This window comes from Mangrovicoccus sp. HB161399, assembly GCF_013184745.1.
Taxonomy (GTDB): Bacteria; Pseudomonadota; Alphaproteobacteria; order Rhodobacterales; family Rhodobacteraceae; genus Mangrovicoccus.
Genome location: NZ_JAATVU010000006.1, coordinates 34996 through 57047, shown reverse-complemented (window position 1 = coordinate 57047; position 22052 = coordinate 34996). Strand labels below are relative to the sequence as shown.

General features: G+C 69.3%; 23 protein-coding genes. 12 read left to right on the top strand and 11 right to left on the bottom strand.

The genetic code is table 11. The annotated features are described in order from the left end of the window. The first annotated feature begins 16 nt into the window (after window positions 1-16). Genes HCC78_RS04740 through HCC78_RS04730 form a run of 3 tightly spaced genes read left to right on the top strand, consistent with a single transcriptional unit; the run spans window position 17 to window position 1905 of the window. Complete coding sequence (locus tag HCC78_RS04740) at window positions 17-1270, top strand: agmatinase family protein (RefSeq protein ID WP_172327595.1); 1254 nt, start codon at window positions 17-19, stop codon at window positions 1268-1270. 21 nt (window positions 1271-1291) lie between these two features. Then, the gene (locus tag HCC78_RS04735) at window positions 1292-1753 is read left to right on the top strand and encodes a hypothetical protein (protein WP_172327594.1); all 462 of its coding nucleotides are present in this window, start codon (window positions 1292-1294) and stop codon (window positions 1751-1753) included. Then, window positions 1750-1905, top strand: coding sequence for a hypothetical protein (locus HCC78_RS04730; protein WP_172327593.1), 156 nt, complete (start codon window positions 1750-1752; stop codon window positions 1903-1905). The genes HCC78_RS04735 and HCC78_RS04730 overlap by 4 nt, the downstream gene beginning before the upstream one ends. 65 nt (window positions 1906-1970) lie before the next feature. Here HCC78_RS04730 and HCC78_RS04725 read toward each other — a convergent pair whose 3' ends face one another. Together HCC78_RS04725 and HCC78_RS04720 are read right to left on the bottom strand one after the other, a co-directional pair. Then, the gene (locus HCC78_RS04725) at window positions 1971-2399 is read right to left on the bottom strand and encodes an SRPBCC domain-containing protein (RefSeq protein WP_172327592.1); all 429 of its coding nucleotides are present in this window, start codon (window positions 2397-2399) and stop codon (window positions 1971-1973) included. A gap of 68 nt (window positions 2400-2467) precedes the next feature. Beyond that, complete coding sequence (locus tag HCC78_RS04720) at window positions 2468-3268, bottom strand: Pnap_2097 family protein (protein ID WP_172327591.1); 801 nt, start codon at window positions 3266-3268, stop codon at window positions 2468-2470. A 308-nt stretch (window positions 3269-3576) separates the two neighbouring features. Between HCC78_RS04720 and HCC78_RS04715 the strand changes: the two genes are divergently transcribed. Both HCC78_RS04715 and argE read left to right on the top strand, forming a co-directional pair. Continuing rightward, entirely contained in the window at window positions 3577-4761 is a 1185-nt protein-coding gene (locus HCC78_RS04715) for a M24 family metallopeptidase (RefSeq protein WP_172327590.1), read from the top strand. 4 nt (window positions 4762-4765) lie between these two features. Further along, window positions 4766-5917, top strand: a complete 1152-nt coding sequence (gene argE / locus HCC78_RS04710) for an acetylornithine deacetylase (RefSeq protein ID WP_172327589.1) — start codon at window positions 4766-4768, stop codon at window positions 5915-5917. Between the two features lie 54 nt (window positions 5918-5971). On the opposite strand, the gene dctP is transcribed toward argE, so the two are convergent. From dctP to HCC78_RS04685, 5 genes are all read right to left on the bottom strand, one after another. Beyond that, on the bottom strand, window positions 5972-7027 hold the full coding sequence (gene dctP / locus HCC78_RS04705) for a TRAP transporter substrate-binding protein DctP (protein WP_172327588.1): 1056 nt from the start codon (window positions 7025-7027) through the stop codon (window positions 5972-5974). Window positions 7028-7051: 24 nt separating this feature from the next. Next, a complete protein-coding gene (locus HCC78_RS04700) occupies window positions 7052-8344 on the bottom strand; it encodes a TRAP transporter large permease (RefSeq protein ID WP_172327587.1) in 1293 nt (430 codons plus the stop codon). Next, a complete protein-coding gene (locus HCC78_RS04695) occupies window positions 8341-8931 on the bottom strand; it encodes a TRAP transporter small permease (protein WP_172327586.1) in 591 nt (196 codons plus the stop codon). Before HCC78_RS04695 ends, HCC78_RS04700 begins: the two co-directional genes overlap by 4 nt. A 92-nt stretch (window positions 8932-9023) precedes the next feature. Further along, complete coding sequence (locus HCC78_RS04690) at window positions 9024-9914, bottom strand: aldo/keto reductase family oxidoreductase (protein WP_172327585.1); 891 nt, start codon at window positions 9912-9914, stop codon at window positions 9024-9026. Next, window positions 9914-11068: an LLM class flavin-dependent oxidoreductase gene (locus HCC78_RS04685; protein ID WP_172327584.1), complete on the bottom strand. Its 1155-nt coding sequence runs from the start codon at window positions 11066-11068 to the stop codon at window positions 9914-9916. The genes HCC78_RS04690 and HCC78_RS04685 overlap by 1 nt, the downstream gene beginning before the upstream one ends. A 100-nt stretch (window positions 11069-11168) precedes the next feature. On the opposite strand from HCC78_RS04685, the gene HCC78_RS04680 reads away from it, so the two are divergent. After that, window positions 11169-11879 (top strand): GntR family transcriptional regulator, encoded by a 711-nt coding sequence (locus HCC78_RS04680; RefSeq protein WP_371743776.1) that lies wholly within the window; start codon window positions 11169-11171, stop codon window positions 11877-11879. Between the two features lie 57 nt (window positions 11880-11936). Here the strand turns inward: HCC78_RS04680 and folK are convergent, their stop codons facing one another. Genes folK through pabB form a run of 4 tightly spaced genes read right to left on the bottom strand, consistent with a single transcriptional unit; the run spans window position 11937 to window position 15583 of the window. Next, complete coding sequence (gene folK, locus HCC78_RS04675) at window positions 11937-12761, bottom strand: 2-amino-4-hydroxy-6-hydroxymethyldihydropteridine diphosphokinase (RefSeq protein ID WP_172327582.1); 825 nt, start codon at window positions 12759-12761, stop codon at window positions 11937-11939. Beyond that, window positions 12758-13636 carry an aminotransferase class IV gene (locus tag HCC78_RS04670; RefSeq protein ID WP_172327581.1) on the bottom strand — a complete coding sequence of 293 codons (879 nt, stop codon included), beginning with the start codon at window positions 13634-13636 and terminating at the stop codon, window positions 12758-12760. The genes folK and HCC78_RS04670 overlap by 4 nt, the downstream gene beginning before the upstream one ends. Further along, on the bottom strand, window positions 13620-14216 hold the full coding sequence (locus tag HCC78_RS04665) for an aminodeoxychorismate/anthranilate synthase component II (protein WP_172327580.1): 597 nt from the start codon (window positions 14214-14216) through the stop codon (window positions 13620-13622). Before HCC78_RS04665 ends, HCC78_RS04670 begins: the two co-directional genes overlap by 17 nt. Next, window positions 14213-15583 (bottom strand): aminodeoxychorismate synthase component I, encoded by a 1371-nt coding sequence (gene pabB / locus HCC78_RS04660; RefSeq protein WP_172327579.1) that lies wholly within the window; start codon window positions 15581-15583, stop codon window positions 14213-14215. The genes HCC78_RS04665 and pabB overlap by 4 nt, the downstream gene beginning before the upstream one ends. Before the next feature lie 216 nt (window positions 15584-15799). Between pabB and HCC78_RS04655 the strand changes: the two genes are divergently transcribed. The 6 genes from HCC78_RS04655 to HCC78_RS04630 are packed head-to-tail and all read left to right on the top strand — an operon-like array spanning window position 15800 to window position 22052. Continuing rightward, window positions 15800-16858 (top strand): dipeptidase, encoded by a 1059-nt coding sequence (locus HCC78_RS04655; RefSeq protein ID WP_172327578.1) that lies wholly within the window; start codon window positions 15800-15802, stop codon window positions 16856-16858. A 41-nt stretch (window positions 16859-16899) separates the two neighbouring features. Beyond that, a complete protein-coding gene (locus tag HCC78_RS04650) occupies window positions 16900-18501 on the top strand; it encodes an ABC transporter substrate-binding protein (protein ID WP_172327577.1) in 1602 nt (533 codons plus the stop codon). Beyond that, window positions 18501-19556, top strand: a complete 1056-nt coding sequence (locus HCC78_RS04645) for an ABC transporter permease (RefSeq protein ID WP_172327576.1) — start codon at window positions 18501-18503, stop codon at window positions 19554-19556. Before HCC78_RS04650 ends, HCC78_RS04645 begins: the two co-directional genes overlap by 1 nt. After that, complete coding sequence (locus HCC78_RS04640) at window positions 19553-20452, top strand: ABC transporter permease (RefSeq protein WP_172327575.1); 900 nt, start codon at window positions 19553-19555, stop codon at window positions 20450-20452. Before HCC78_RS04645 ends, HCC78_RS04640 begins: the two co-directional genes overlap by 4 nt. Then, entirely contained in the window at window positions 20449-21285 is an 837-nt protein-coding gene (locus HCC78_RS04635; protein WP_172327574.1) for an ABC transporter ATP-binding protein, read from the top strand. The genes HCC78_RS04640 and HCC78_RS04635 overlap by 4 nt, the downstream gene beginning before the upstream one ends. Then, window positions 21285-22052: an ABC transporter ATP-binding protein gene (locus HCC78_RS04630; protein ID WP_172327573.1), complete on the top strand. Its 768-nt coding sequence runs from the start codon at window positions 21285-21287 to the stop codon at window positions 22050-22052. The genes HCC78_RS04635 and HCC78_RS04630 overlap by 1 nt, the downstream gene beginning before the upstream one ends.

Genomic DNA, 22052 nt, shown 5'->3' with positions numbered 1-22052 from the left:
CAAGATGGAGACAGAGATGTTTTCAGACCTCCGCGCGACCCGCTCGCACCACCCTGCCGCGCAGCGCGCCCGCCACGAGGCGCGGGACCGGCGCGCGCACCATCCGGACCTGACCAAGCTGCTGGGCTGGAAGGCGCTGCAGAAGGAGGCCGAGCTGCCCGAGGGCCGCTGGAACGAGGAACGCCGCTGGGCGCTGCGCATGGGGCTGACCGGCGCGGATTCCATCGAGGACAAGTCGATCCCGACCTTCGCGCGGGGCGAACTGCCGCATTTCGCCGGCATCAACACCTTCCTCAAGGCGCCCTATGCCGAGGATGTCACCGAGGTCCAGCATTACGACGCGACCGTGCTGGGCATCCCCTTCGACGGCGGCACGACCTACCGGCCAGGCACCCGCTTCGGACCGCAGGGCGTGCGCAAGATCTCGGCGCTCTACACGCCCTACAACTACGAAATCGGGGTGGATCTGCGCGAGCAGATGACGCTCTGCGACGCGGGCGACGTCTTCACCATCCCGGCGAATATCGAGAAGAGCTTCGACCAGATCTCCCGCGCGGTCAGCCACGTGTTCAGCTCGGGCAGCTTCCCGATCATGATCGGCGGCGACCATTCGATCGGCTTCCCCTGCGTGCGCGGCATCGCCGAATGCACCTCGAAGCGGATCGGCATCGTCCATTTCGACCGCCATGCCGACATCCAGGAAAAGGACCTGGACGAGCGGATGCACACCACGCCCTGGTTCCATTCGACGAACCTGCCGAACGTGCCGGCGGTCAACCTGGTGCAGGTCGGCATCGGCGGCTGGCAGGTCCCGCGCGAGGCGGTGAAGGTCGCGCGCGAGCGCGAGACCAACATCATCACCATGTCCGACATGGAGAAGATGGGCATCGACAGGACGGCGGAAATGGCGCTGGAGATGGCCTGGAAGGACGCGGACATGGTCTACATGTCCTTCGACATCGACAGCATCGACTGCGGCTTCGTTCCCGGCACCGGCTGGCCGGAACCTGGCGGCTTCCTCCCGCGCGAGGCGCTGGCGCTGGCCTCCAAGGTCGCGGCGGAAGGGCTCTGCGGGATGGAGCTGGTCGAGGTCTCGCCGCCCTACGACACGTCGGACATCACCGCGCTGATGGGCACGCGGGTGATCGTCGACGTGCTGGGCGCGATGGTCTCGAACGGCACGCTGGGCAAGCACAAGCGCCACATCGACAAGCCGGTCACCATTCCGCACGGCGAATTCACCGGCAACCGCTGGTCGAACAAGCCGTGACCCGCGAGAGAGGAGACGGCCATGCCGCATGACCACCCGCACGGGCACCATCACCACCACCATGACCACGGGCACAGCCACGGTCCGGGCCACAACCACGCGGATGCGGACCACCTGCATTCGCACATGCACGACCATGACGCGGCGGCGGACCTGCAGGTCCTGGCCGCGCAGTTCATCGACGGCTTCGTGCAGGCGGCGGACAAGCAGGCCTATCTGCGGCTCGCGGGCGTCCCCTTCGAGAAGCCCGGCATCGGCGGGCCGACCGCGCTGAAGCTCGTCGATGTCGAGCTGAAGACCGAATGGCAGGTCGGCACCGCCTCGCCGTCCTTCGGCTCGCGCGAACTCAGCTACCTGCCCTTCCCGGGGCAGATGATCACCGAGCGCACGAACATGGCGCTCATCTACGTGTCCATGGACGAGAAGGTCGTCACCGATCTCCGCGACGTCCTCAAATCCCGCATGACGGAGCTTTCCCGATGAAGACCCTTGCTTCCCTCGCCGCCCTGCTCGCGGCGTCCCCCGCCCTCGCCCATACCGGCGATGCCCTGCACATGAACCCCCACGGCGGCGGGCTTGCCGCGGTGGCGCTGGCGCTTGCCGCGGGCGGCGCGGCGCTCCTGCGGCGGCGCTGACGGCAGCGCGCTTCCGGAGGGCCGCCGCCCGCGGCACGGCCCTCCGCACGGTCCCGGTCCGGACCTCAGTCGGCCACCGGCTCGGCGGCGACCTTGGCTTCGACGTGGCGGGCGAAATTGTCGAGGATCGCCTGCCAGCCCTGGCGCTGCATCTCCACCGGGTTGTCGGTCTCGGGGTCAAAGACTTCGCGCACGATCGTGCCCCCCGGCGCAGTCTGGAACCAGACCTTCAGATGGCGGCCGCCGAAGACCGATTCGATCATGCTCAGCGGTTCGATCCGCACGAAGCTGCCCTCGAAATCGAACCCCGCGCTGCCGTCCTTGGCCTCCATCCGCGACAGGAAGCGGCCGCCGGGGACCAGGTCGATCTCCGCCCGGGTCGTGTGCCAGTCATCGGATGCGGCGTTCCAGGCCATGATGTCCTCTGGCGTCGTCCAGCAGGCCCAGACGGTCTCGACCGGCGCGCGCACCAGCGTCTCTACGGCAATCGGCATGGCATCCTCCTCCTCGTGTCATGCTGGGACGCATGCTACGCGGAGATGGGGCATCTGGGAACCGCCGTTCAGGAAGGATGCCGTGCAGTTCGCAGATGCGCGATGATCCGCCCGTCGCCGCGCAGGATGTCGAGCCCGCCCTCGGCGCGGCAGACCTCGACCTCCTCGCCCTGGTCGAGATTGCCCAGATAGGTCACCTCGCGCCAGGCCAGCGGCGCGTCCGAACCGGTCTCGGCCCAGTCCGCGGTCTCGGCCAGCCGCGAGAAGGTCGGGAAATAGAGCAGTCCGGCCGCGTTGAAATCGGTCTGCGGACAGGGCCGCGCGCGCAGCAGCACCGGTCCGCGGCTGGAGCGGTCGCGCAGCGTCCGCGCGCGGCTGCGCGCCCGCCCGGCCAGCTCCGCCAGCGCGGCGGGCGCGTCGGGCAGCCGCAGCTCGCCCGAGGGCAGGTTGCGGGTGATCCGCTTGTTCGAGCCGGTGCCGTCATGGCTGACGAAGGTCGAGACCATGCGAAGCATGCCGATCGGCCCGTCCGGCCCGGAGAGCAGGTGCTCCGATCCGATCAGCCGCGCCGAGACCGCGTGCAGCGAAGAGCGGACCGACAGATCTGCGCCAAGCAGCGGCTCTGGCGGCGCGAAGGCCAGCTCGGTGGCGCAGAAGGCGGCATAGACCGGGCGGCCGTCGGCATCGGCGAAGACCGCGCGCCCCTGCCCCATCGCGGCGGCGATCATCGCCCAGTGGCGGTCGCCGGCATGGCGCAGCAGCCATTGCTCGGACAGCCCGCGGGGGGCGAGCTGCATCATCGACAAGGGCTGGCTGTCCTCGAGAAGGACCGGGGCGGGCGGGGCCGGAAAGGCGAGAACTCGTGTCATCGGGGCCGGTTCCTGACGCGTTGCGGAAGGGCCGGGGGCTGTCCGCGCCCGGAAACCTCAGGTAGCTTTCTGCGACGCAGCGTCAACCGCAAGCACTTTTTCTGCGGCGCAGCGTCTCTGGGGCCCCGATGCGGTGCTGCGACCGCCCAAGCTTTCGGCAGGCAGGGAGGTGCGGCGCATGGCTTGCCATGGTTAACCGGTTTGCTGTTGACCCCGCGGCGGGGTCCTCCACGATTGGCCCATGGTGCCGCCGGAGCGTGCCGGGCAGGGGCCCGCCGCGCCCGGGCAGAAGACGGAACGAGTGACCCATGCCGATTGAGAACGCCCCATTTTCCAAGGAAGAATACGACCGGCGGATCCGGCTGACCCGCGAGACCATGGCGGAATTCGGCATCGACGTGCTCTTCGTCACCAACCCGTCCAACCAGTACTGGCTGACCGGCTATGACGGGTGGTCCTTCTATGTCCACCAGGGGGTGATCCTGCCGCTGGAGGGCGATCCCTGGTGGTGGGGCCGCTTCATGGACGCCAACGGCGCGCGCCGCACGGTCTGGATGGAGGACGACCGCATCCTGCCCTATCCCGACCGCTACGTGCAGTCCGCCGAGACCCATCCGATGGAGGATCTGGCCTCGCACCTGCGGATCATGGGCTTCGGCAACAAGCGCATCGGCGTCGAGATGGAGACCTATTTCTTCACCGCCCGCGCCTTCACCACGCTGGCCGAATGCCTGCCCGGCGCCGACATCATGGACGCCTCGAGCCTGGTGAACTGGCAGCGGCTGATCAAGTCGGACGAGGAGCTGGCCTTCATGCGCCGCGCCGCGCGGATCTCGGAACTGGTGATCCACCGCGCGATGGAGCTGGCCGAGCCCGGCATGAAGAAGCACGAGCTGGTCGGCGAGCTCTACAAGACCGCGGTGACCGGCGAGCATGACAGCTGGGGCGACTATCCGGCGATCGTGCCGCTGCTGCCCTCGGGGGCGGATGCCTCGGCGCCGCACCTGACCTGGAACGGCGAGGCGCTGAAGAAGGGCGAGGCAACCTTCATCGAGCAGTCGGGCTGCTACCGGCGCTACCACGCGCCGCTGTGCCGGACGGTCTTCCTGGGGAAGCCGCCGAAATACATGGTCGAGGCCGCGGAGGCGCTGACCGCGGGGCTGAATGCCGGGATCGAGGTGGCGCGGCCGGGAAACCGCGCCTGCGACATCGCCCGGGCGCTGGATGCCGAGCTCGCGAAAGTCGGAATCGAGCGGCCGAACCGCTGCGGCTATGCAGTGGGGTTGAGCTATCCCCCCGATTGGGGCGAACATACGGTGTCGCTGCGCGCCTATGACGAGACCGTGCTGCAGCCCGGCATGACCTTCCATTTCATGCCGGGACTCTGGATGGACGGCTGGGGGATGGAAACCACCGAGACGATCCTGATCCGGGAGGACGGTCCCGCCGAGACGCTCAGCAACGTGCCGCGAAAGCTGTTCGTCAAGGAGTGAGCCGATGCAACTCGATCTCTGCCGCCGCTATCTCGGCCAGCTGATCGCCTTTCCAACCGTCTCCGCGGAGCCGAACCTGGCCGCGATCCGATGGATCGCCGACCGGCTGTCGGCAGCCGGGGCCAAGGTCGAGGTGATGGAGGACGGGACCGGCAGGAAGGCCAATCTCTATGCCGTGCTGGGCGGCGACGGGCCGGGGGGCATCCTGCTGTCGGGCCATTCCGACGTGGTGCCGGTTGCCGACCAGGACTGGAGCTCCGATCCCTTCGCGATGGCGGAGCGCGACGGCAAGCTCTACGGCCGCGGCAGCTGCGACATGAAGGGGTTCATCGCCGCCTGCCTGGCCTCGCTGGACCGGCTGAAGCATGCCGGCCGCCCGGTCCATTTCGCCTTCACCCATGACGAGGAGGTCGGCTGCCTCGGCGCGCAGGCGCTGGTCGGGGTGCTGAAGGACCGCAAGGTGCTGCCCTCGGTCGCGATCATCGGCGAGCCGACGATGATGCAGGTGATCGAAGGCCACAAGGGCTGCTGCGAATACACGGTGACCTTCGAGGGCACGGCCGGGCACGGCTCGGCGCCCGAGCGCGGGGTGAACGCGGTGGAGTATGCCGCCCGCTATGTCGCGCGCCTGCTCGAGCTGCGCGGGGAGCTGGTGGCGCGGGCGCCCGAGGGGTCGCGCTTCGATCCGCCCTGGAGCACGATCAATGTCGGAGGGCTGCATGGCGGGGTGGCGCACAACGTGATCGCCAGCCGCGCGGTGCTGGAATGGGAGACCCGGCCGGTGGTGCCGGAGGACCTGGACTTCGTGAAGCGCGGGATCTCGGAGTTTGCCGAGGACGTGCTGCTGCCGGAGATGCGGAAGGTGGCGCCGGAGGCGGATATCCTGACCGAGACGATCGGCGAGGTCGTCGGGCTGACGCCGATGGCCGAGAACGCAGCGCGGGATCTCGTGCTGAAGCTCACGGGGGGCAACGGCGCGGGCGTGGTGCCCTTCGGCACCGAAGCCGGGCTGTTCCAGTCGCTCGGCATCGATGCGGTGATCTGCGGTCCCGGCTCGATCGACCAGGCGCACAAGGCGGACGAATATGTCAGCCTCGAGCAGCTGCAGCTCTGCCTCGACCTGCTCGGACAACTGGCGGCGACGCCGGCGGCCTGACGCCGCGCCCCCTCACCCCGGCCCTCTCCCCCGCAGGGGGAGAGGGAGGCGCGCTCATTTCATCTCGGCGGCGCGCTCGGCATCGAGCTCGGACTGCGCGGTCTCGACCGCCGCCGCGAAGGCGTCGAAGATCTCGTTGCCGCGGTCCACGTTGGAGCGGAACCAGTCATAGACCGGGTCGGCCGCCTTGCGGAACTCGTTCTTCTGCTCCGGCGTCGGAACGTAGAGATCGCCGCCATCGGCGACGAATTCCTCGTAGGCGGCGATGGACTTGCGCTTCGGCGACGCGAAGGTCGCCTGCTGCAGCTCGTAGAACCCGTCGACCAGGACGCGGCGCAGATGCTCGGGCATCTCCCTGAACTTCTGCTGCGACATCCACCACAGCGCGCCCATGTAGGCATGCCCGTCCAGCGTCACGTATTTCAGCCCGGCATCGGGAAACTTCATGTTCATGATGTCGGTGATGCCGTTCTTGGTTCCGTCGACCACGCCGGTCTGCAGCGAGGTGAAGAGCTCGGGCCACGGAATCGGCGTCGGCGAGGCGCCGAGCGCCTTGACCAGCTCCTGCGGCAGGTCGGCGACGACGGTGCGGATCTTCATGCCCTTGAGGTCGGCGGGGGTCTCGACCCGCTTCCGGGTGTTGGCGAAGTTGCGCCAGCCGCCGGTGTTGCCGATGGTCATCAGCCGGATCGTGCCGCCGGAATCTTCCAGCGCCATCTCGCGCATCTTGCGGGGGAACTCGCCGGACAGCACCTTCTCGGCGATGCGGTCGTCGGACATCAGGTAGGGGAGGTCGAGCACCTGGACATAGGGGAAGAGCCCCGCCGCCCCGCCCGAGGTGGAGACGAAGATGTCGATCGAGCCGTCGGCCACGCCCTGCAGGCATTCCGCGCCGTTCGAGCAGAGCTGGGTGCCGATGTACAGCTCGACCTCGATGGCGCCGTTGGAGGCGGATTCGACGTAGTTCTCGAACACGACGAGCCCGTCGTAGTCCTCGTCGGTCTCGTTCGAGTTCGCGGTCGCGCGCAGCGTGTACTCCGCCGCCTGCACGGAAAGCGCGGTCCCGGCCAGCATCGCCGCCAGCGCGGCCCGTTTCAGGGTCTTGAGCATATCGGTCCTCCCCTTGATGCTCGGTCAGTCCAGGAATCCCGCCAGCCGCGGGATGGTCAGGGATATGGCAGGAACGAAGGTGATGAGGAAGATCACCGCGACCTCCACGGCAAGGAAAGGCAGGATGGCGCGGGCAATGGCGGCGACTTTCTCGCGGCTGACCGCGGCGGCGACGAAGAGCACCAGCCCCATCGGCGGGGTGGCCAGCCCGACGGTCAGGTTCACGCACATGATGATGGCGAAATGCACCGGGTCGACGCCCAGCCCGTCGAAGACCGGGCCGAGGATCGGGCCGAGGATGATGATTGCCGGGCCCGCATCGAGGAACATGCCCACCGCGAAGAGCAGCAGGTTGATCAGGAAGAGCAGCAGGTACGGGTTTTCGGTCAGCGACAGGATGAATTCCGCCAGCTGCTCCGGCGCGTGGGAGAGCGAGACCACGGTCTTGAAGGACATCGCCGCGCCGACGAGAAGGAGGACGACAGCCGAGGTCAGCCCGGCGCGGGTCAGCACCTCCGGCAGGTCCCGCAGGCGCAGCGTGCGCAGGACGAAAAGGCCGATCACCAGCGCATAGGCGACGGCGACGGCGGCGGCCTCGGTCGGCGTGAAGATGCCGCCGAGAATGCCGCCGAGGATGATGACGGGCGTCATCAGCGGGAAGAAGGCCCTGAGGCTCGCCTGCCCGCGCTCGCCCCAGCTGGATCTCCGCGCGGCGGCAGGAAAGCCGTGGCGGTCGGCCATCAGCTTGACCACCGCCATCAGCCCCAGCCCGACCAGGATGCCCGGCAGGATGCCCGCGAGGAACAGCGCGGCGACGCTCTCCCCCATCACGTAGGCATAGATGATCATGATCCCCGAGGGCGGGATGATCGGCCCGATCACCGAGCTTGCAGCCGTGACGGCGGCGGCGAAGCGGCGGGAATAGCCCTGCTTCTCCATCGCCGGGATCAGCATCGATCCCAGCGCCGAGGTATCGGCCACAGCCGAGCCCGAGAGCCCGGCGAAGAGCATCGAGGACAGCACGTTGACATGCGCCAGCCCGCCGCGCAGATGGCCCATCAGCGCCTGGGAGAACTCCACGAGGCGCAGCGTGATGCCGCCGCGGTTCATCAGCTCGCCCGCCAGCATGAAGAACGGGATCGCCATCAGCGGGAAGCTGTCCATGCCGTTGTAGAGGTTGCGGTAGAGCAGCGTGATGTCCCGCTCCTGCCCGGCCAGCCACAGGATGGCCCCCGGCGCGGCCAGCAGGCCGAAGAAGACCGGCAGCCCCGCCAGCAGCAGGACCAGGAAGAGCGGAAGGAACCAGATCAGGCTCATTCCGCGCCCTCATGGCCGAGTTCCGCAATTGGCGGCAGCCCGGCTTCGCCGCCCATCAGCGCCACGATGCGGCGCAGGATCAGCTCCGCATTGACGAGGAGCAGGAGCCAGATGCCGACCAGCAGCGACAGCATCATCCAGCTGCGCGGCACCCGGTGCCACTGGTCGAAGGACAGCGACAGCGGCACGTAGAGCGAGGCGGTGGCGAAGCGGCCGCCGATGCCGGTGACCTCCTTCCAGCCGATCTTCGCGCCGGTCACGAGGACCGCCATCGAGATCGCGAGGAAGGCCAGCTGCAGCAGGCGGGAGGCGAGGCCGGGCAGCAGCGCGTCCAAGCTGTCGATGGCGACGAAGCCGCCGGCGCGGAAGGCGGCAGGCGCCATCAGGCCGGTCATCCACAGCATGCAGAACCGCGCCGCCTCGTCCGGCCAGGGCAGCGCATTGCCCAGCACGTAGCGGCAGAACACCTGCAGCAGCGTCGCCGCGACCATGGCGGCGATGGCCGCGCAGCCCAGGACCCGGCCGATGCCGAGAAGCCAGCCATTGGCCGCGCCGAGGAGGCGCGCCGCCGCGATCAACGGCCTCATCCGATTTCCTCCCCCGGGGACCTTGTTCCCGTCCCTCTTAGCTTACCCGGACGGGAAGCGCCCTACCCCGGCGCGAAAAAAATCGCGGCGCGTCAGGCGACTTCATGGCCGAGCGCCGCCTCGTAGAGCCGGAACCAGTCCTGCCGGCCGAGCGTCACGCCGGCAGCCGCGCCGATCTGCGCGATCCGGCCGAGGCTGTTCGTGCCCAGCACGGGCAGGATCTTCGCCGGATGCGCCAGCAGGAAGGCCACCGCCATGGCGGCGCGGTCGACCCCGTGATGCAGCGCCATCTCGTCGAGCAGATCCGCCAGGTGCCCCTTTTCCGCCATCAGGCTGCCGCCGCCCAGGGGCGACCAGGCCATGACGGCGTCCTGGCGGCGCTGGTGGAAGGCAAGGTCGCCGTCGGTGAAGGGCGCGAGCCGCGCCAGCGAGATCTCGATCTGGTTGGTCACCAGGGATTCCGACATCAGCGACTCCAGCAGCTCGACGTCCCAGGGCCGGAAATTCGACACGCCGACCGCGCGGACCTTGCCCGAGGCGACGAGATCGTCGAGCGCTTGCCCGGTCTCCTCGTGATCCATCATCGGATCGGGGCGGTGGATCAGCAGCAGGTCGATCCGGTCGGTGGCCAAGTCGCGGAGGCTGTGCTCGACCGCGGCGAAGATATGCGCGCGGCTGGTGTCGTAATGCTTCGCCTTGGCATCGGCATGGCGCCCGACCGGCGCGACGATGCCGCATTTGGTGACGATTTCCATCCTGTCGCGCAGGCCGGGGCTGGCGCGCAGCGCATCGCCGAGGATCGCCTCGGCCGTGTAGCCGCCGTAGATGTCGGCCTGGTCGAAGGTGGTGATGCCCTGCGCGAGGCAGGCCTCGATCTTCGCCTGCACATGCCTGGCCGAGGTGTCGGCATCGTCGCCGATCCGCCACATGCCGTAAACGAGGCGCGAGAAGGTGAGGTCATGGGCGAGGGTGACGCGTTCCATCAGCGGCGGACTCCGGCGGCAAGGGGGGTGGCGGGAGGCGCAGCCGGCACCCGCCCGTATTCATGCGGCAGCGAGCAGGTCTTCAGCTGCGGCAGCACCCGGCTGCCGAACTGCTCGCATTCGTCCAGATGCGGGTAGCCGGAGAGGATGAAGGCGCGCATGCCCATGGCCCGGTAGCGCTCCAGCTTAGACAGCACCTGGTCGGTCGATCCGACCAGCGCCGCGCCGCAGCCCGAGCGCGCCCGGCCGATCCCGGTCCAGAGGCCCGGCTCGACGAAGCCCTGCGCATCGGCGCTCTCTCGGGCCTTCGCCTGGTGGCTGACGCCCAGGGATCCGGCATCGAGCGCGCGCGCGCGGATCGCGGCGCCCTCCGCGTCGTCGAGCTTCGAGACGATGTATTCGGCGTATTCCTTCGCCTCGGCCTCGGTGTCGCGGACGATGACATGGACGCGCAGCCCGTAATCCAGCGTCCGCCCGTGCCGTGCCGCCGCCCCGGCGGCGGCGCGCATCCGCCCGGCGAGCTCCTCCTCGCGCTCGGGCCACATCAGGTAGACGTCGCAATGCTGGCCGCAAAGCTCCAGCGCGTCCGGGGAATAGCCGCCGAAATAGAGCAGCGGCCCGCCGGTCTGGTAGGGCTTGGCCGGATCGGTGCCGAGCCCGCGGAAGCTGTAGACCTCGCCCTCGTGCTCGATCTCGTCGCGGGTCCAGGCCTGTTTCAGGATCTCCACCACCTCGCGCGAGCGCTGGTAGCGGTAGCGACTGCCGGCCTTTTCTCCGGGGAAGTCGGAGGAGATGACATTCACCGTCAGCCGCCCCTCCAGCATGTGGTCGAGCGTGGCGATGGTGCGGGCCAGCATCGCGGGCTGCATCTCGCCGCAGCGCACCGCGGCCAGCAGGTTGATCTTCGAGGTCACCGGCGCGCAGGCGGCGACGAAGCTGAGCGTGTCCTGCCCGACCTGCCAGGAGGAGGGGCACAGGATGTTGCGGAATCCCTGCGCCTCGGCGGTCCGCACGATCTGCGAGCAATGTTTCCAGGAGGAGCGCAGCGCGCCGTCGGGCACGCCGAGGAACTGGTAGTCGTCCGAACAGAGCGCCGCGAACCAAGACACTTCTGCGGCGTCGAGTCCGGCGGACGTGACGGGAACGACAGTCATGGGTTCCTCTCCGGTTCCTTGGCATTTACAGGTTGGGTAGCAGCGTCCATGATGCAGATCAATGGTGCATCAATCCATCGGGAGGGGAGGCCCGGAGCGCGTGGCGGAAACGGCCGGAACCGGGGCGGCGATCCCGCTCTACCTGCAGATCGCGGAGTCGCTGTCGCGCGACATCGCATCGGGGCGACTGCCCGACGGCATCCGCCTGCCGCCGGAGCGCGACCTGGCGGTGCAGTTCCGCACCACGGTGCGGACGCTGCGGAAGGGGCTGGCGGAGCTGGAGCGCCAGGGGCTGCTGAGCCGGGTGCAGGGCTCGGGGAACTACGTGCGGATGACCGACGGGGCGAAGAGCATCTATTCGATGTTCCGCCTGGAGCTGCCCGAGGGCGGCGGGCTGCCGACTGCGGAGGTGCTGGGCACGGCCGAGATCGAGAAGCCCGCGGACCTGCCGGCCTTCGGCCGCTCGGACCGTGCGACGCGGATCCGCCGGCTGCGCCGTCTCGACGGCATCCCGGCGGCTCTGGAGGAGATATGGCTCGACCGCGGGAGCGGCGCCGTGGACCCCGAGCGGCTGCAGGATTCGCTCTACCGCTTCTACCGGATGGAGCTGGGCTTCTGGATCAGCCGGGCCGAGGACCGGGTATCCGTCGGGCGCGTGCCGCACTGGGCGCCGGAGAATTTCGGGCAGGCGCCGGACGACTGCTGCGGCTTCGTCGAGCGGCTGGGCTGGGCGCAGGAAGCCGCGCCGGTGGAGTACTCGCGGACCTGGTTCGATCCCGGCCGGACGCGCTATGTCCAGCGGATGAAATGATCCCGGCGCCCCCTCGCCCCGGCCCTCTCCCCGGCGGGGAGAGGGAGGGCACCGCGGTCAGATCTGGGCCTGGACGACGCGGTCGGCCTCGGCCGCGACCGGGCGGCCGCAGATCACCAGGTCGGGCGCGATCTCGGCCAGCGGCTCCAGCACGAAGGCGCGGTTGAACATCTCGCGGTGCGGCAGGGTCAGCTCGGGCGTGTCGATCCGCAGGTTGTCGGCATGCAGCAGGTCGATGTCGATCATCCGCGGCCCCCAGCGGTCCGACGGCACCCGGCCGACCACCAGCTCGATCCGCTTGCAGAGCTTCATCAGCGCCAGCGGCTCCAGCGTGGACCAGCCGGTGGCGCAGGCGTTGAGGAACCAGTCCTGGTCGATCTTGCCCCAGGGCGCGGTCTTGTGGAATTTCGACACGGCGTCGAGCTCCACCCCGTCCTGGGCGACGAGATGGGCCAGCGCGGTGCGCAGGTTGTGCTCCTTCTCGCCCATGTTGGTGCCGAGCGAGAAGGCCACGCGGTAGCGGCGGCGGCGCGACACCTCGATGCCGACATGGTCCAGCATCGCCGCGATCGGCGCGGCCGGCTTGCGGATCATGACGCGGACCGAGGAGACCAGCGGGTGGCGTTCCAGGATCGCGCCGGCGATGCGGTCGCCCAGCGTCTCGATCAGGTCGAAGGGACCGGCCGAGGAGACTTCCTGCGCCAGCTTGCAGAGCCCGTCATAGCAGACCGTCTGGCCGTAATCGTCCTGGTTGGCGGCACCGGCGACAGAGAGGCCGCACTCGATGTCGAGATAGAATTTCTGGCCCAGCCGCTTCTCCTCGGGGAAGACCCCGTGATGGGCATGCAGGCAGAGGTTGGAGACGAAGACGCGGTCGGTCATGGAAGATCCTCCGGGGACGGGATGGCGGGGCGCTCCGGGGAGAAGGAGCTGCCGGTTTCGTTGGCAAGCGCGCGCAGCAGCGCCTGCAGGAGGGCGGTTGCGGCCGACGGCGGCGGCGGCAGGACGCGGCCGTCGAGGGCGGCAACCGGCGAGGCGATGCGCAGCGAATTGGTGACGAGGAGCGCGCCGGCCTCCTGCAGCTGCGCGGGGGTCAGCGGGCGTTCCTCGGGGACCAGCCCGGCGGACGGGGCGATGGCCAGCATTTCGGCGCGGACGATGCCCGGCAGCACGCCCTCGGAGACCGGCGGCGTCACCAGGCGGCGGCCGATCAGCGCGAAGAGGTTGCCGATGCCGGTGCAGGCGGCATTGCCCTGCGTGTTGAGGAACAGCGGCTCGTCGGCCCCGGCTTCGCGCGCGGCCCGGGTGGCGAGCACGGCATCGAGATAGCCGGTGGTCTTCAGACGGGAGGTCGGCGAGGTCTCGTTGCGGCGGATCGCCGAGGTGGCGAGGCGCACCGGCGCGAAGGGCTCCGGAAGGCCCGGCGCGGAAGAGGCGAAGATCCGCGGGGACGGATCGGCCGGCGGCGCGACGCCGCGCGGGCCGGAACCGCGGGTGACGGTCAGCCGGACCGAGCCGGCCTCCAGCCCGCCGCAGACCGCCGCCCAGGCAGCTGCCGCGCGGGTGCGGTCGAAGTGCATGCCGAGCGTGGCGCAGCCCGCTTCCAGCCGGTCGAGATGCGCCCTGCCGCGGACCACGTGCCCGCCGCGCACCATCGCCGTGTCGAAGAGCGCGTCGCCCAAGAGCAGCCCGCGGTCGCTCAGGTCGAAGGGCGCCTCGGGCGAGCCCGAGACATGGCCGTCAGCCCACCAGCGCATCGGCGCCTCCGCGGGCCAGGTCCAGCACGTTTCCGATCATCCGGTGGCCATGTTCAGAGAGCACGGATTCGGGGTGGAACTGGATGCCGAAGGTCGGATGGCGGCGATGCGCCAGCGCCATGACCTCGCCCGCTTCGGAGCGTGCGGTGACGCGCAGCTCGGTCTCCATCGCGGGCGTCGGGGCGACGATCAGCGAATGGTAGCGGCCGACGCAGACGCGTCCGGGCAGACCGGCGAAGGGGCCTGTGCCGTCATGGATCACGGTCGAGGCGCGGCCGTGCATCGGCTCCGCCGCGCGGGTGATGGCGCCGCCGAAGGCCGCGCCGATCGCCTGGTGGCCGAGGCAGACGCCCAGGATCGGCAGCCGCCCGGAGAAATGCCGGATCGCCGCCATCGACACCCCGGCATCCTCGGGCCGGCCCGGACCCGGCGAGACGATCAGCGCTTCGGGCGCCAGCGCGGCAATCCCCGCCAGCGTGATCCGGTCGCTGAGGACGACCTCCACGGCATGGCCCAGCTCCGCGCAGTAGCGCGCGACGTTGTGGGTGAAGCTGTCGTGGTTGTCGAGGATCAGGATCATGGCGTCTTGGCGAAGGGGGAAAACGCGTCGAAGATACGGACCGCCTTGGCCAGAGTCTCGGAATATTCCGACATTCCCTCGGACAGGAGCGTCACTCCGCCCCCGGCCTGCACCACCGCCTCGCCACCGGCAATGGCCACCGTGCGGATCGGGATGTTGAGGTCCATGTCGCCGTCGAAGCCCAGATAGCCGATCGCGCCGCAATAGACGCCGCGGTCGCGGGCCTCGATCTCGCGGATGATCTCCATCGCGCGCTCCTTCGGCGCGCCGGTGATCGAGCCGCCCGGGAAGGTCGCGGCCAGCAGGCTCAGTGCGTCTTCGCCGGGGGCAAGCCGCCCGGTGACGGCGGAGGTCAGGTGGTGCACCGAGGCGTAGCTTTCGACCGTGCAGAACTCCGGCACCTCGACCGAGCCCGGCAGGCATACGCGGCTGAGGTCGTTGCGCATCAGATCGACGATCATCACGTTCTCGGCGCGATCCTTCTCGGAGGCGGCCAGCGCCTCGGCGGCGGCGCGGTCCTTCTGCGGATCGGGATCGCGCGGCAGCGTGCCCTTGATCGGCCGCGCTTCGACCTTGCCGCGGCGCAGTTCCAGGAAGCGCTCGGGCGAGGCCGAGAGGATCGTGCGGGCCCCGTCGCTCAGCCAGGCGGCAAAAGGCGCGGGGTTTGCGGTCCTGAGGGCCGCATAGAGCGCCCAGGGGTCGCCCGCGAAGGACGCGCGGAAGGCCTGCGAGATATTGGCCTGGTAGATGTCGCCGTCACGGATATGGGCGCGGACCCGGTCGACGGCGGCGGCATAGCGCGGGCCGTCGAAATCCGAGGCCCAGGGACCGAGCTCCGCCGCGCCGGGCACGGACGGCTCCGCCGCCAGCAGAGCTTCCAGCCGGTCGAGCCGGGCCGCGGGATCGCGCCCGCCGAGTCCGGAGGAAACCGCGGTGGCCCGGCCGGAGAACCGGTCGAAGGCCAGCACGAGGTCGTAGAAGCCGAAGGACAGCCGCCCGGCCTCGCCGCGGAACTCGTAGTCGACGGAGCCGATGGCCCCGCCCGGAAAGGGCAGCCCCGGCAGCGGCGGCAGCCGGTGCTCCGCGAGCTTGGCGCGCAGGGCATCGAGCGGCGCCCCCTCCAGCGCCGAGCCGTTCCAGGAGGCGCGGCCGTCCTCGGCCCGGAACCGGCCGAAAGGCTCGATGCCGATGAAGCTCCAGCGGCCGAGCGGACCGTGATCCCCGCCCGAGTCGAGCAGGGCGAAGCCGTCGCTGCGGCAGAGCCGCCGCGCCGCCTCCCATGCGGAAACCGCGCCGAGATCGCGGGTCAGCGGCAGCGGGGCGGCGCCTGCGGGGCGCGGGTCGGACAGGGTCGGGGCGGCACTCATGGCAGCGGCTCCTACGCCGGAACGGGGCGCGGATCAAACGCTGCCTGCGGCCAAACCGCCGATTCCGCCGGAATCCCGCCTGCCCCAGGGTCATGGGCACGGTCTGCCCGGATTTTCGGCGCGCCGCGACGGCAACATGTTTCTGCAGCAACATTTCCCTTCCCCCGCCGGATTCGGCTCTGCTAGCCTCCGGGAGACATTGCCGACGGAGCCCCCTTGCCGCCTCTCCTCCCCCCCGTTTTCGACGGTCACAATGACGTTCTGACCAAGCTGCTGCCCAACGGCCCGTCCCGCGCGGCAGAGCTCTTCGCCGCCGGATGCGGCGGCGCCATCGATCTGCCCAAGGCCCGGGCAGGCGGATTCGGCGGCGGTTTCTTCGCCATCTGGATCGCCTCGCCGAGCGATCCGTCGCTGAAGCTCGACCAGATGACCCGGGCGAGCTACGACATGCCGCTGCCCGCGCCGGTGCCCTTCGAGGCCGCGCGCAAGGCCACCGAGGACGAGATTGCCGTGCTCGAGGCGCTGGAAGCCTCCGGCGCGCTCGCGATCTGCCGCACGGTGGCGGAGCTGCGCGCCGCGATGGAGACCGGCACGATCGCCGCGATCTTCCATATCGAGGGCGCCGAGGCGATCGGGCCCGACCTGGCGGAGCTCGACGAATACCACGCCCGCGGGCTGCGCTCGCTCGGCCCGGTCTGGAGCCGCCCGACGATCTTCGGCCATGGCGTGCCGTTCCGCTATCCCTCCACGCCCGATACCGGGCCCGGCCTGACCGAGGCGGGCGAACGGCTGGTCCGGCGCTGCAACGAGCTGAAGATCATGATCGACCTGTCGCACCTGAACGCGGCAGGCGTGGCGGATGTCGCGCGGATTTCCGATGCGCCGCTGGTCGCGAGCCATTCGAACGCCCATGCGATCTGCCCGCACAGCCGCAACCTGACCGACGACCAGCTGCGGATGATCGCGGAAAGCGACGGCATGGTCGGGCTGAACTTCGCCGCCGCCTTCCTGCGCGAGGACGGCAGGATGCTGGCCGACGTGCCCGTGGAGGCCTGCCTGCGCCATCTCGACCACATGATGGGCATCCTGGGCGAGGACCGGGTCGGGCTCGGCTCGGATTACGACGGCGCGGTGGTGCCGGAGGCGCTGACCACCATCGCGGATCTGCCGGTGCTGCGGCAGGCGATGGTGGACCACGGATACGGAGCGGAGCTGGTGGACAAGCTCTGCCGCGGAAACTGGCTGCGGGTGCTGGAAAAAACCTGGGGGGCGTGACCCGCGCTTCGATCCCCCGGAACCGACAGAGAGGATCTCGCATGACTGCGTTCAGCCGTCTGATGACAAGTGCCGCACTCGGACTGGCCGTGATGGCCACCGGCATGCCCGCCGCGATGGCGGAGACGCCGCCCAACATGCTGGTGATCGCCAACCGGATCGACGACATCACCTCGCTCGACCCCGCCGAGAGCTTCGAATTCTCCGGCTCCGACGTGATCCGCAACCTCTACCTGAAGCTCGTCAACCTCGACCCGATGGACATGGAAGCGGGCTACAAGCCCGAGGTCGCCGACAGCTGGGAAGTCTCGGAAGACGGCAAGACCATCACCTTCACCATCCGCGACGGGCTGACCTTCGTCTCGGGCAACCCGGTGACGGCCGAGGACGTGCAGTTCTCGCTGCGCCGTGCGGTCATCCTGAACAAGACGCCCAGCTTTATCCTGACCCAGTTCGGCTTCACCCCCGAGAATGTCGCGAACACCATCGTCGGCGAGGGCAACACCGTCTCGATCACCACCGACAAGCCCTATGCGACCTCCTTCGTGCTGAACTGCCTGACCGCCACGATCGGCGCCATCGTCGACAGCAAGCTGGTGATGGAGCACGAGACCGGCGGCGACATGGGCAATGGCTGGCTGAAGACCCATTCCGCCGGCGGCGGCGCCTACGCGCTGAACGAATGGAAGCCGAACGAGAGCGTCACGATGACCGCGAACCCGGATTTCTACCAGGGCGAGCCGGCCATGAAGCGGGTCATCATCCGCCACGTTCAGGAAAGCGCCAGCCAGCGGCTGATGCTGGAACGCGGCGACATCGACGTGGCGCGCAATCTCAATCCCGAGGACATCGCCGGGATCGAGGGCGAGGAGGGCATCCGCATCGACGAGGAGCTGGGCGGCCAGCTGATGTACCTGTCCTTCAACCAGAAGAACCCGGAACTGGCCAAGCCGCAGGTCCGCGAGGCGATGAAGTACCTGATCGACTACGCGGGCATGGAGGCGTCCTTCCTCAAGGGCCAGTGGGCGGTGCAGCAGAACTTCCTGCCGCTGACCTTCCAGGGCGCGGTCGAGGAGAACCCGTTCAGCCTGGACATCGAGAAGGCCAAGGCGCTGCTCGCCGAGGCGGGCGTTCCCGAGGGCTTCACCATCGAGGCCGGAGTGCGCGAGGCGCAGGAGCGCATCGAGATCGCCCAGACCTTCCAGAACGCGCTGGCCCAGGTCGGCATCAAACTGGACATCACCGTCGGCACCGCGGCGCAGATCCTCGGCCGCTACCGCGCGCGCGAGCTCGACGTCTATGTCGGCACCTGGGGCCCGGACTATCCCGACCCGCATACCAACGCCTCCACCTTCGCCTGGAACCCGGACAATTCCGACGCGGCCGGGGCGACCGGCATCCTCGCCTGGCGCAATGCCTGGGATCCGGGCGACCTGACCGCCAAGGTCGATGCCGCCGTGACCGAGAACGACACCGGCAAGCGGGTCGAGATGTACCATGACATCCAGGCCGAGTTCCGCGAGACCTCGCCCTTCGCCATCCTGTTCCAGCAGAAGCGCCAGACCGCGGTCGCGGACGACGTGCAGAACCTGAACCTGGGCGACGCGATCAGCGCCGCGGCCTACTGGCCCGTCACCAAGTAATGCCGCAGGCCGCGACAAGGCGGGGGCGCCCGGCGGCGCCCCTTGCGGGCTTCCTCGGCCGCGCGGCGGCGGGCATCGGCTCGCTGGCCGTGACGGTTCTGGGCCTCCTGTTCGTCACCTTCTTCATCGGCCGCGTCATGCCGATCGACCCGGTGCTGGCCGTGGTCGGAGAGCGCGCCTCTCCGGAGGTCTATGCCGATGCGCGCGCCGCGCTGGGGCTCGACCAGCCGCTGCCGGTGCAGTTCTGGTACTACCTGCGCGAGGTCGCCCGGGGCGATTTCGGCATGAGCCTTCTGACCGCGCGCCCGGTGATCGACGACATTGCCCGGGTCTTTCCGGCAACGCTGGAGCTGGCCACGCTCGGCGTGCTGATCGGCGTGCTGATCGGCGTGCCGCTGGGCGTGCTGGCCGCCGTCAACCGCGGCCGCTGGGTCGACCAGATCGCGCGGCTCGTCGCGCTGGTGGGCTACTCGATGCCGATCTTCTGGCTCGGGCTGATCGGGCTGCTGGTCTTCTACGGCATCCTCGGCTGGGTCGGCGGGCCGGGGCGGCTCGACGTGTTCTATGACGGGCTGGTGCCGACGGTGACCGGCATGATCCTGGTCGATTCCGCGCTGGCGGGCGACTGGACGGTCTTCTCCAACGCGCTGTCCCACATCATCCTGCCCGCTTCGCTTCTGGGCTATTTCTCGCTGGCCTATATCAGCCGGATGACCCGCAGCTTCATGCTGGAGGCGCTTTCGGCCGAATACATCACCACCGCCCGCGTCAAGGGCATGAGCGAATGGCGCGTGGTCTGGGTCCATGCCTTCCGCAACATCCGGGTGCAGCTCCTGACCGTGATCGTGCTGAGCTACGCCAACCTGCTGGAAGGATCGGTGCTGACCGAGATCATCTTCTCCTGGCCGGGCATCGGCTTCTACATCACCAACGCGCTGCTGGCGGCCGACATGAACGCGGTGCTGGGCGGCACGGTGGTCGTCGGCACGATCTTCATCATCCTGAACATGGTCTCCGACCTGCTCTACAAGTTCTTCGATCCGAGGGCGCGATGAGGGAATGGCTGCTTTCCGACGCGCCGGCCTCCCGCCGGCAGGCCAGGCTGGGGCGGCTCTATTCCGGCTGGCTGACCTTCCGGGAAAACACCCTGGCCATGCTCGGCCTCGGCATCCTGGTGGCACTGGTGATCTGCGCCGCCCTGGCCCCCTGGATCGCGCCGCACGATCCCTATGTGCAGGACCTGGCGACGCGGCTGAAGCCGATCGGCACGCCGGGGCACATCCTCGGCACCGACAGCCTGGGCCGGGACATCCTCAGCCGGCTGATCTGGGGATCGCGCATCACGCTCTACATCGTCACGCTGGTGGCGCTGATCGCGCCCGTCGTCGGCCTGCTCGTGGGCACGGTCGCGGGCTATGCCGGCGGGCTATGGGACGCGGTGCTGATGCGTATCACCGACATCTTCCTCGCCTTCCCGCGGCTGGTGCTGGCGCTGGCCTTCGTCGCCGCCCTTGGCGCCGGGATAGAGAACGCGGTCCTTGCGATCAGCCTGACCGCCTGGCCGCCCTATGCGCGGCTCGCGCGCGCCGAGACGCTGACCATCCGCAATTCCGACTTCATCAGCGCGATCCGCCTGCAGGGCGCGGGCCCCGTCCGGATCATCACCCGGCACATCTGGCCGCTCTGCCTCAGCTCGCTGATCGTCCGGGTCACGCTCGACATGGCCGGGATCATCCTCGCCGCCGCCGGGCTCGGTTTCCTCGGGCTCGGCGCGCAGCCGCCCTCGCCCGAATGGGGCGCGATGATCTCCGAGGGCCGCCGCTTCATCCTCGACCACTGGTGGGTCGCCACCGTGCCGGGCCTGGCCATCTTCACCGTGTCGCTGGCCTTCAACCTGCTGGGCGACGGGCTCAGGGACGTGCTCGACCCGAAATCGGGGGGATCGCAATGAGCCTGCTGGACGTGGAAAACCTGCGCGTCTCCTTCGACACCCGCCAGGGCGTGGTGGAGGCGGTGCGCGGCATCTCCTTCTCGCTGGGGCAGGAGCGGCTGGGCATCGTGGGCGAGAGCGGCTCGGGCAAGTCGATGACCGGCCGCGCCATCCTGCGCCTGATCCGTCCGCCGGGCCGCGTCGGGGCGGACCGGATCGCGCTGGAGGGCGAGGAGCTGCAGTCGCTGTCGGAACGGCAGATGCGGAAAGTCCGCGGTCGGCGGATCTCGATGGTCATGCAGGACCCGAAATTCTCGCTCAACCCGGTGATGACCGTGGGAGAGCAGATCATGGAGGCCTACCTTCTGCATGCCCGCGACAGCCGCCGCGCCGCAAGGCGCAAGGCGCTCGAGATGCTGGAGGCGGTCGACATCCGCGATCCCGAGCGGGTGATGAAGGCCTATCCGCACGAGGTCTCGGGCGGGATGGGCCAGCGGATCATGATCGCGATGATGCTGATCCCGGACCCGCGCATCCTGATCGCCGACGAGCCGACCTCGGCACTCGACGTCTCGGTGCAGCGGACTGTGCTGTCGATCATGGACGGGCTGGTGCGGGAGCGCGGCATGGGGCTGATCTTCATCAGCCATGACCTGAACCTGGTCTCGGAATTCTGCGACCGGGTGCTGATCATGTATGCCGGGCGGATCGTCGAGACCTGCGACGCGGCCCGCCTGCACGAGGCGCGCCACCCCTATACCCGCGGGCTGCTGAACTCCCTGCCCCGGCTCGACCAGCCCCGCGGCCGACTGGAGGTGCTGGCCCGCGACCCTGCCTGGGCGGAGGGACGCTGATGCTGGAAGTCGACGGGCTGAATGTCTGGTTCGGCGAGGGCGCGACCCATGTGGACGCCGTCCAGGGCGCGCGCTTCTTCGTCGACGAGGGCGAAAGCTTCGGGCTGGTGGGCGAGAGCGGCTCGGGTAAGTCCACCATCCTGCGCGCGATCACCGGGCTGGCGCCGGGCTGGTCGGGCCGGGTGGAGGTGGACGGGCGCACGGTCTACCGCGACCGCCGCGACCGGAGGTTCCACAAGACGGTCCAGATGGTCTTCCAGGACCCCTATGCCTCGCTGCACCCGCGCCATTCGGTCGACCGGGTGCTGAGCGAGACGCTCTGGCTGCACGGCATGGACCGGATCGACAGCCGCGTGCCGCAGCTGCTGGAGGATGTCGGGCTGGGGCCGAAATTCCGCTTCCGCTATCCCCACCAGCTGTCCGGCGGGCAGCGCCAGCGGGTCGCCATCGCCCGCGCGCTGGCGGGCGAGCCGCGGCTGCTGCTGCTCGACGAGCCGACCTCGGCGCTCGACGTCTCGGTGCAGGCCGAGATCCTGAACCTGCTGGCCGATCTGCGCGACGAGCGCGGGCTGACCTACGTGATGGTCAGCCACGACCTGTCGGTGGTCGGCCATCTCTGCCAGCGGCTGGCGGTGATGCAGTCGGGACGGATCGTCGAGATGATGGAGGTCGACCAGCTGCGCCGCGGCCAGGCCGATCATCCCTATACCCGCGCGCTGATCGCCGCCTCGACCTCGGGCGGGCGCACCAGCCGGGCGGCCGAATGA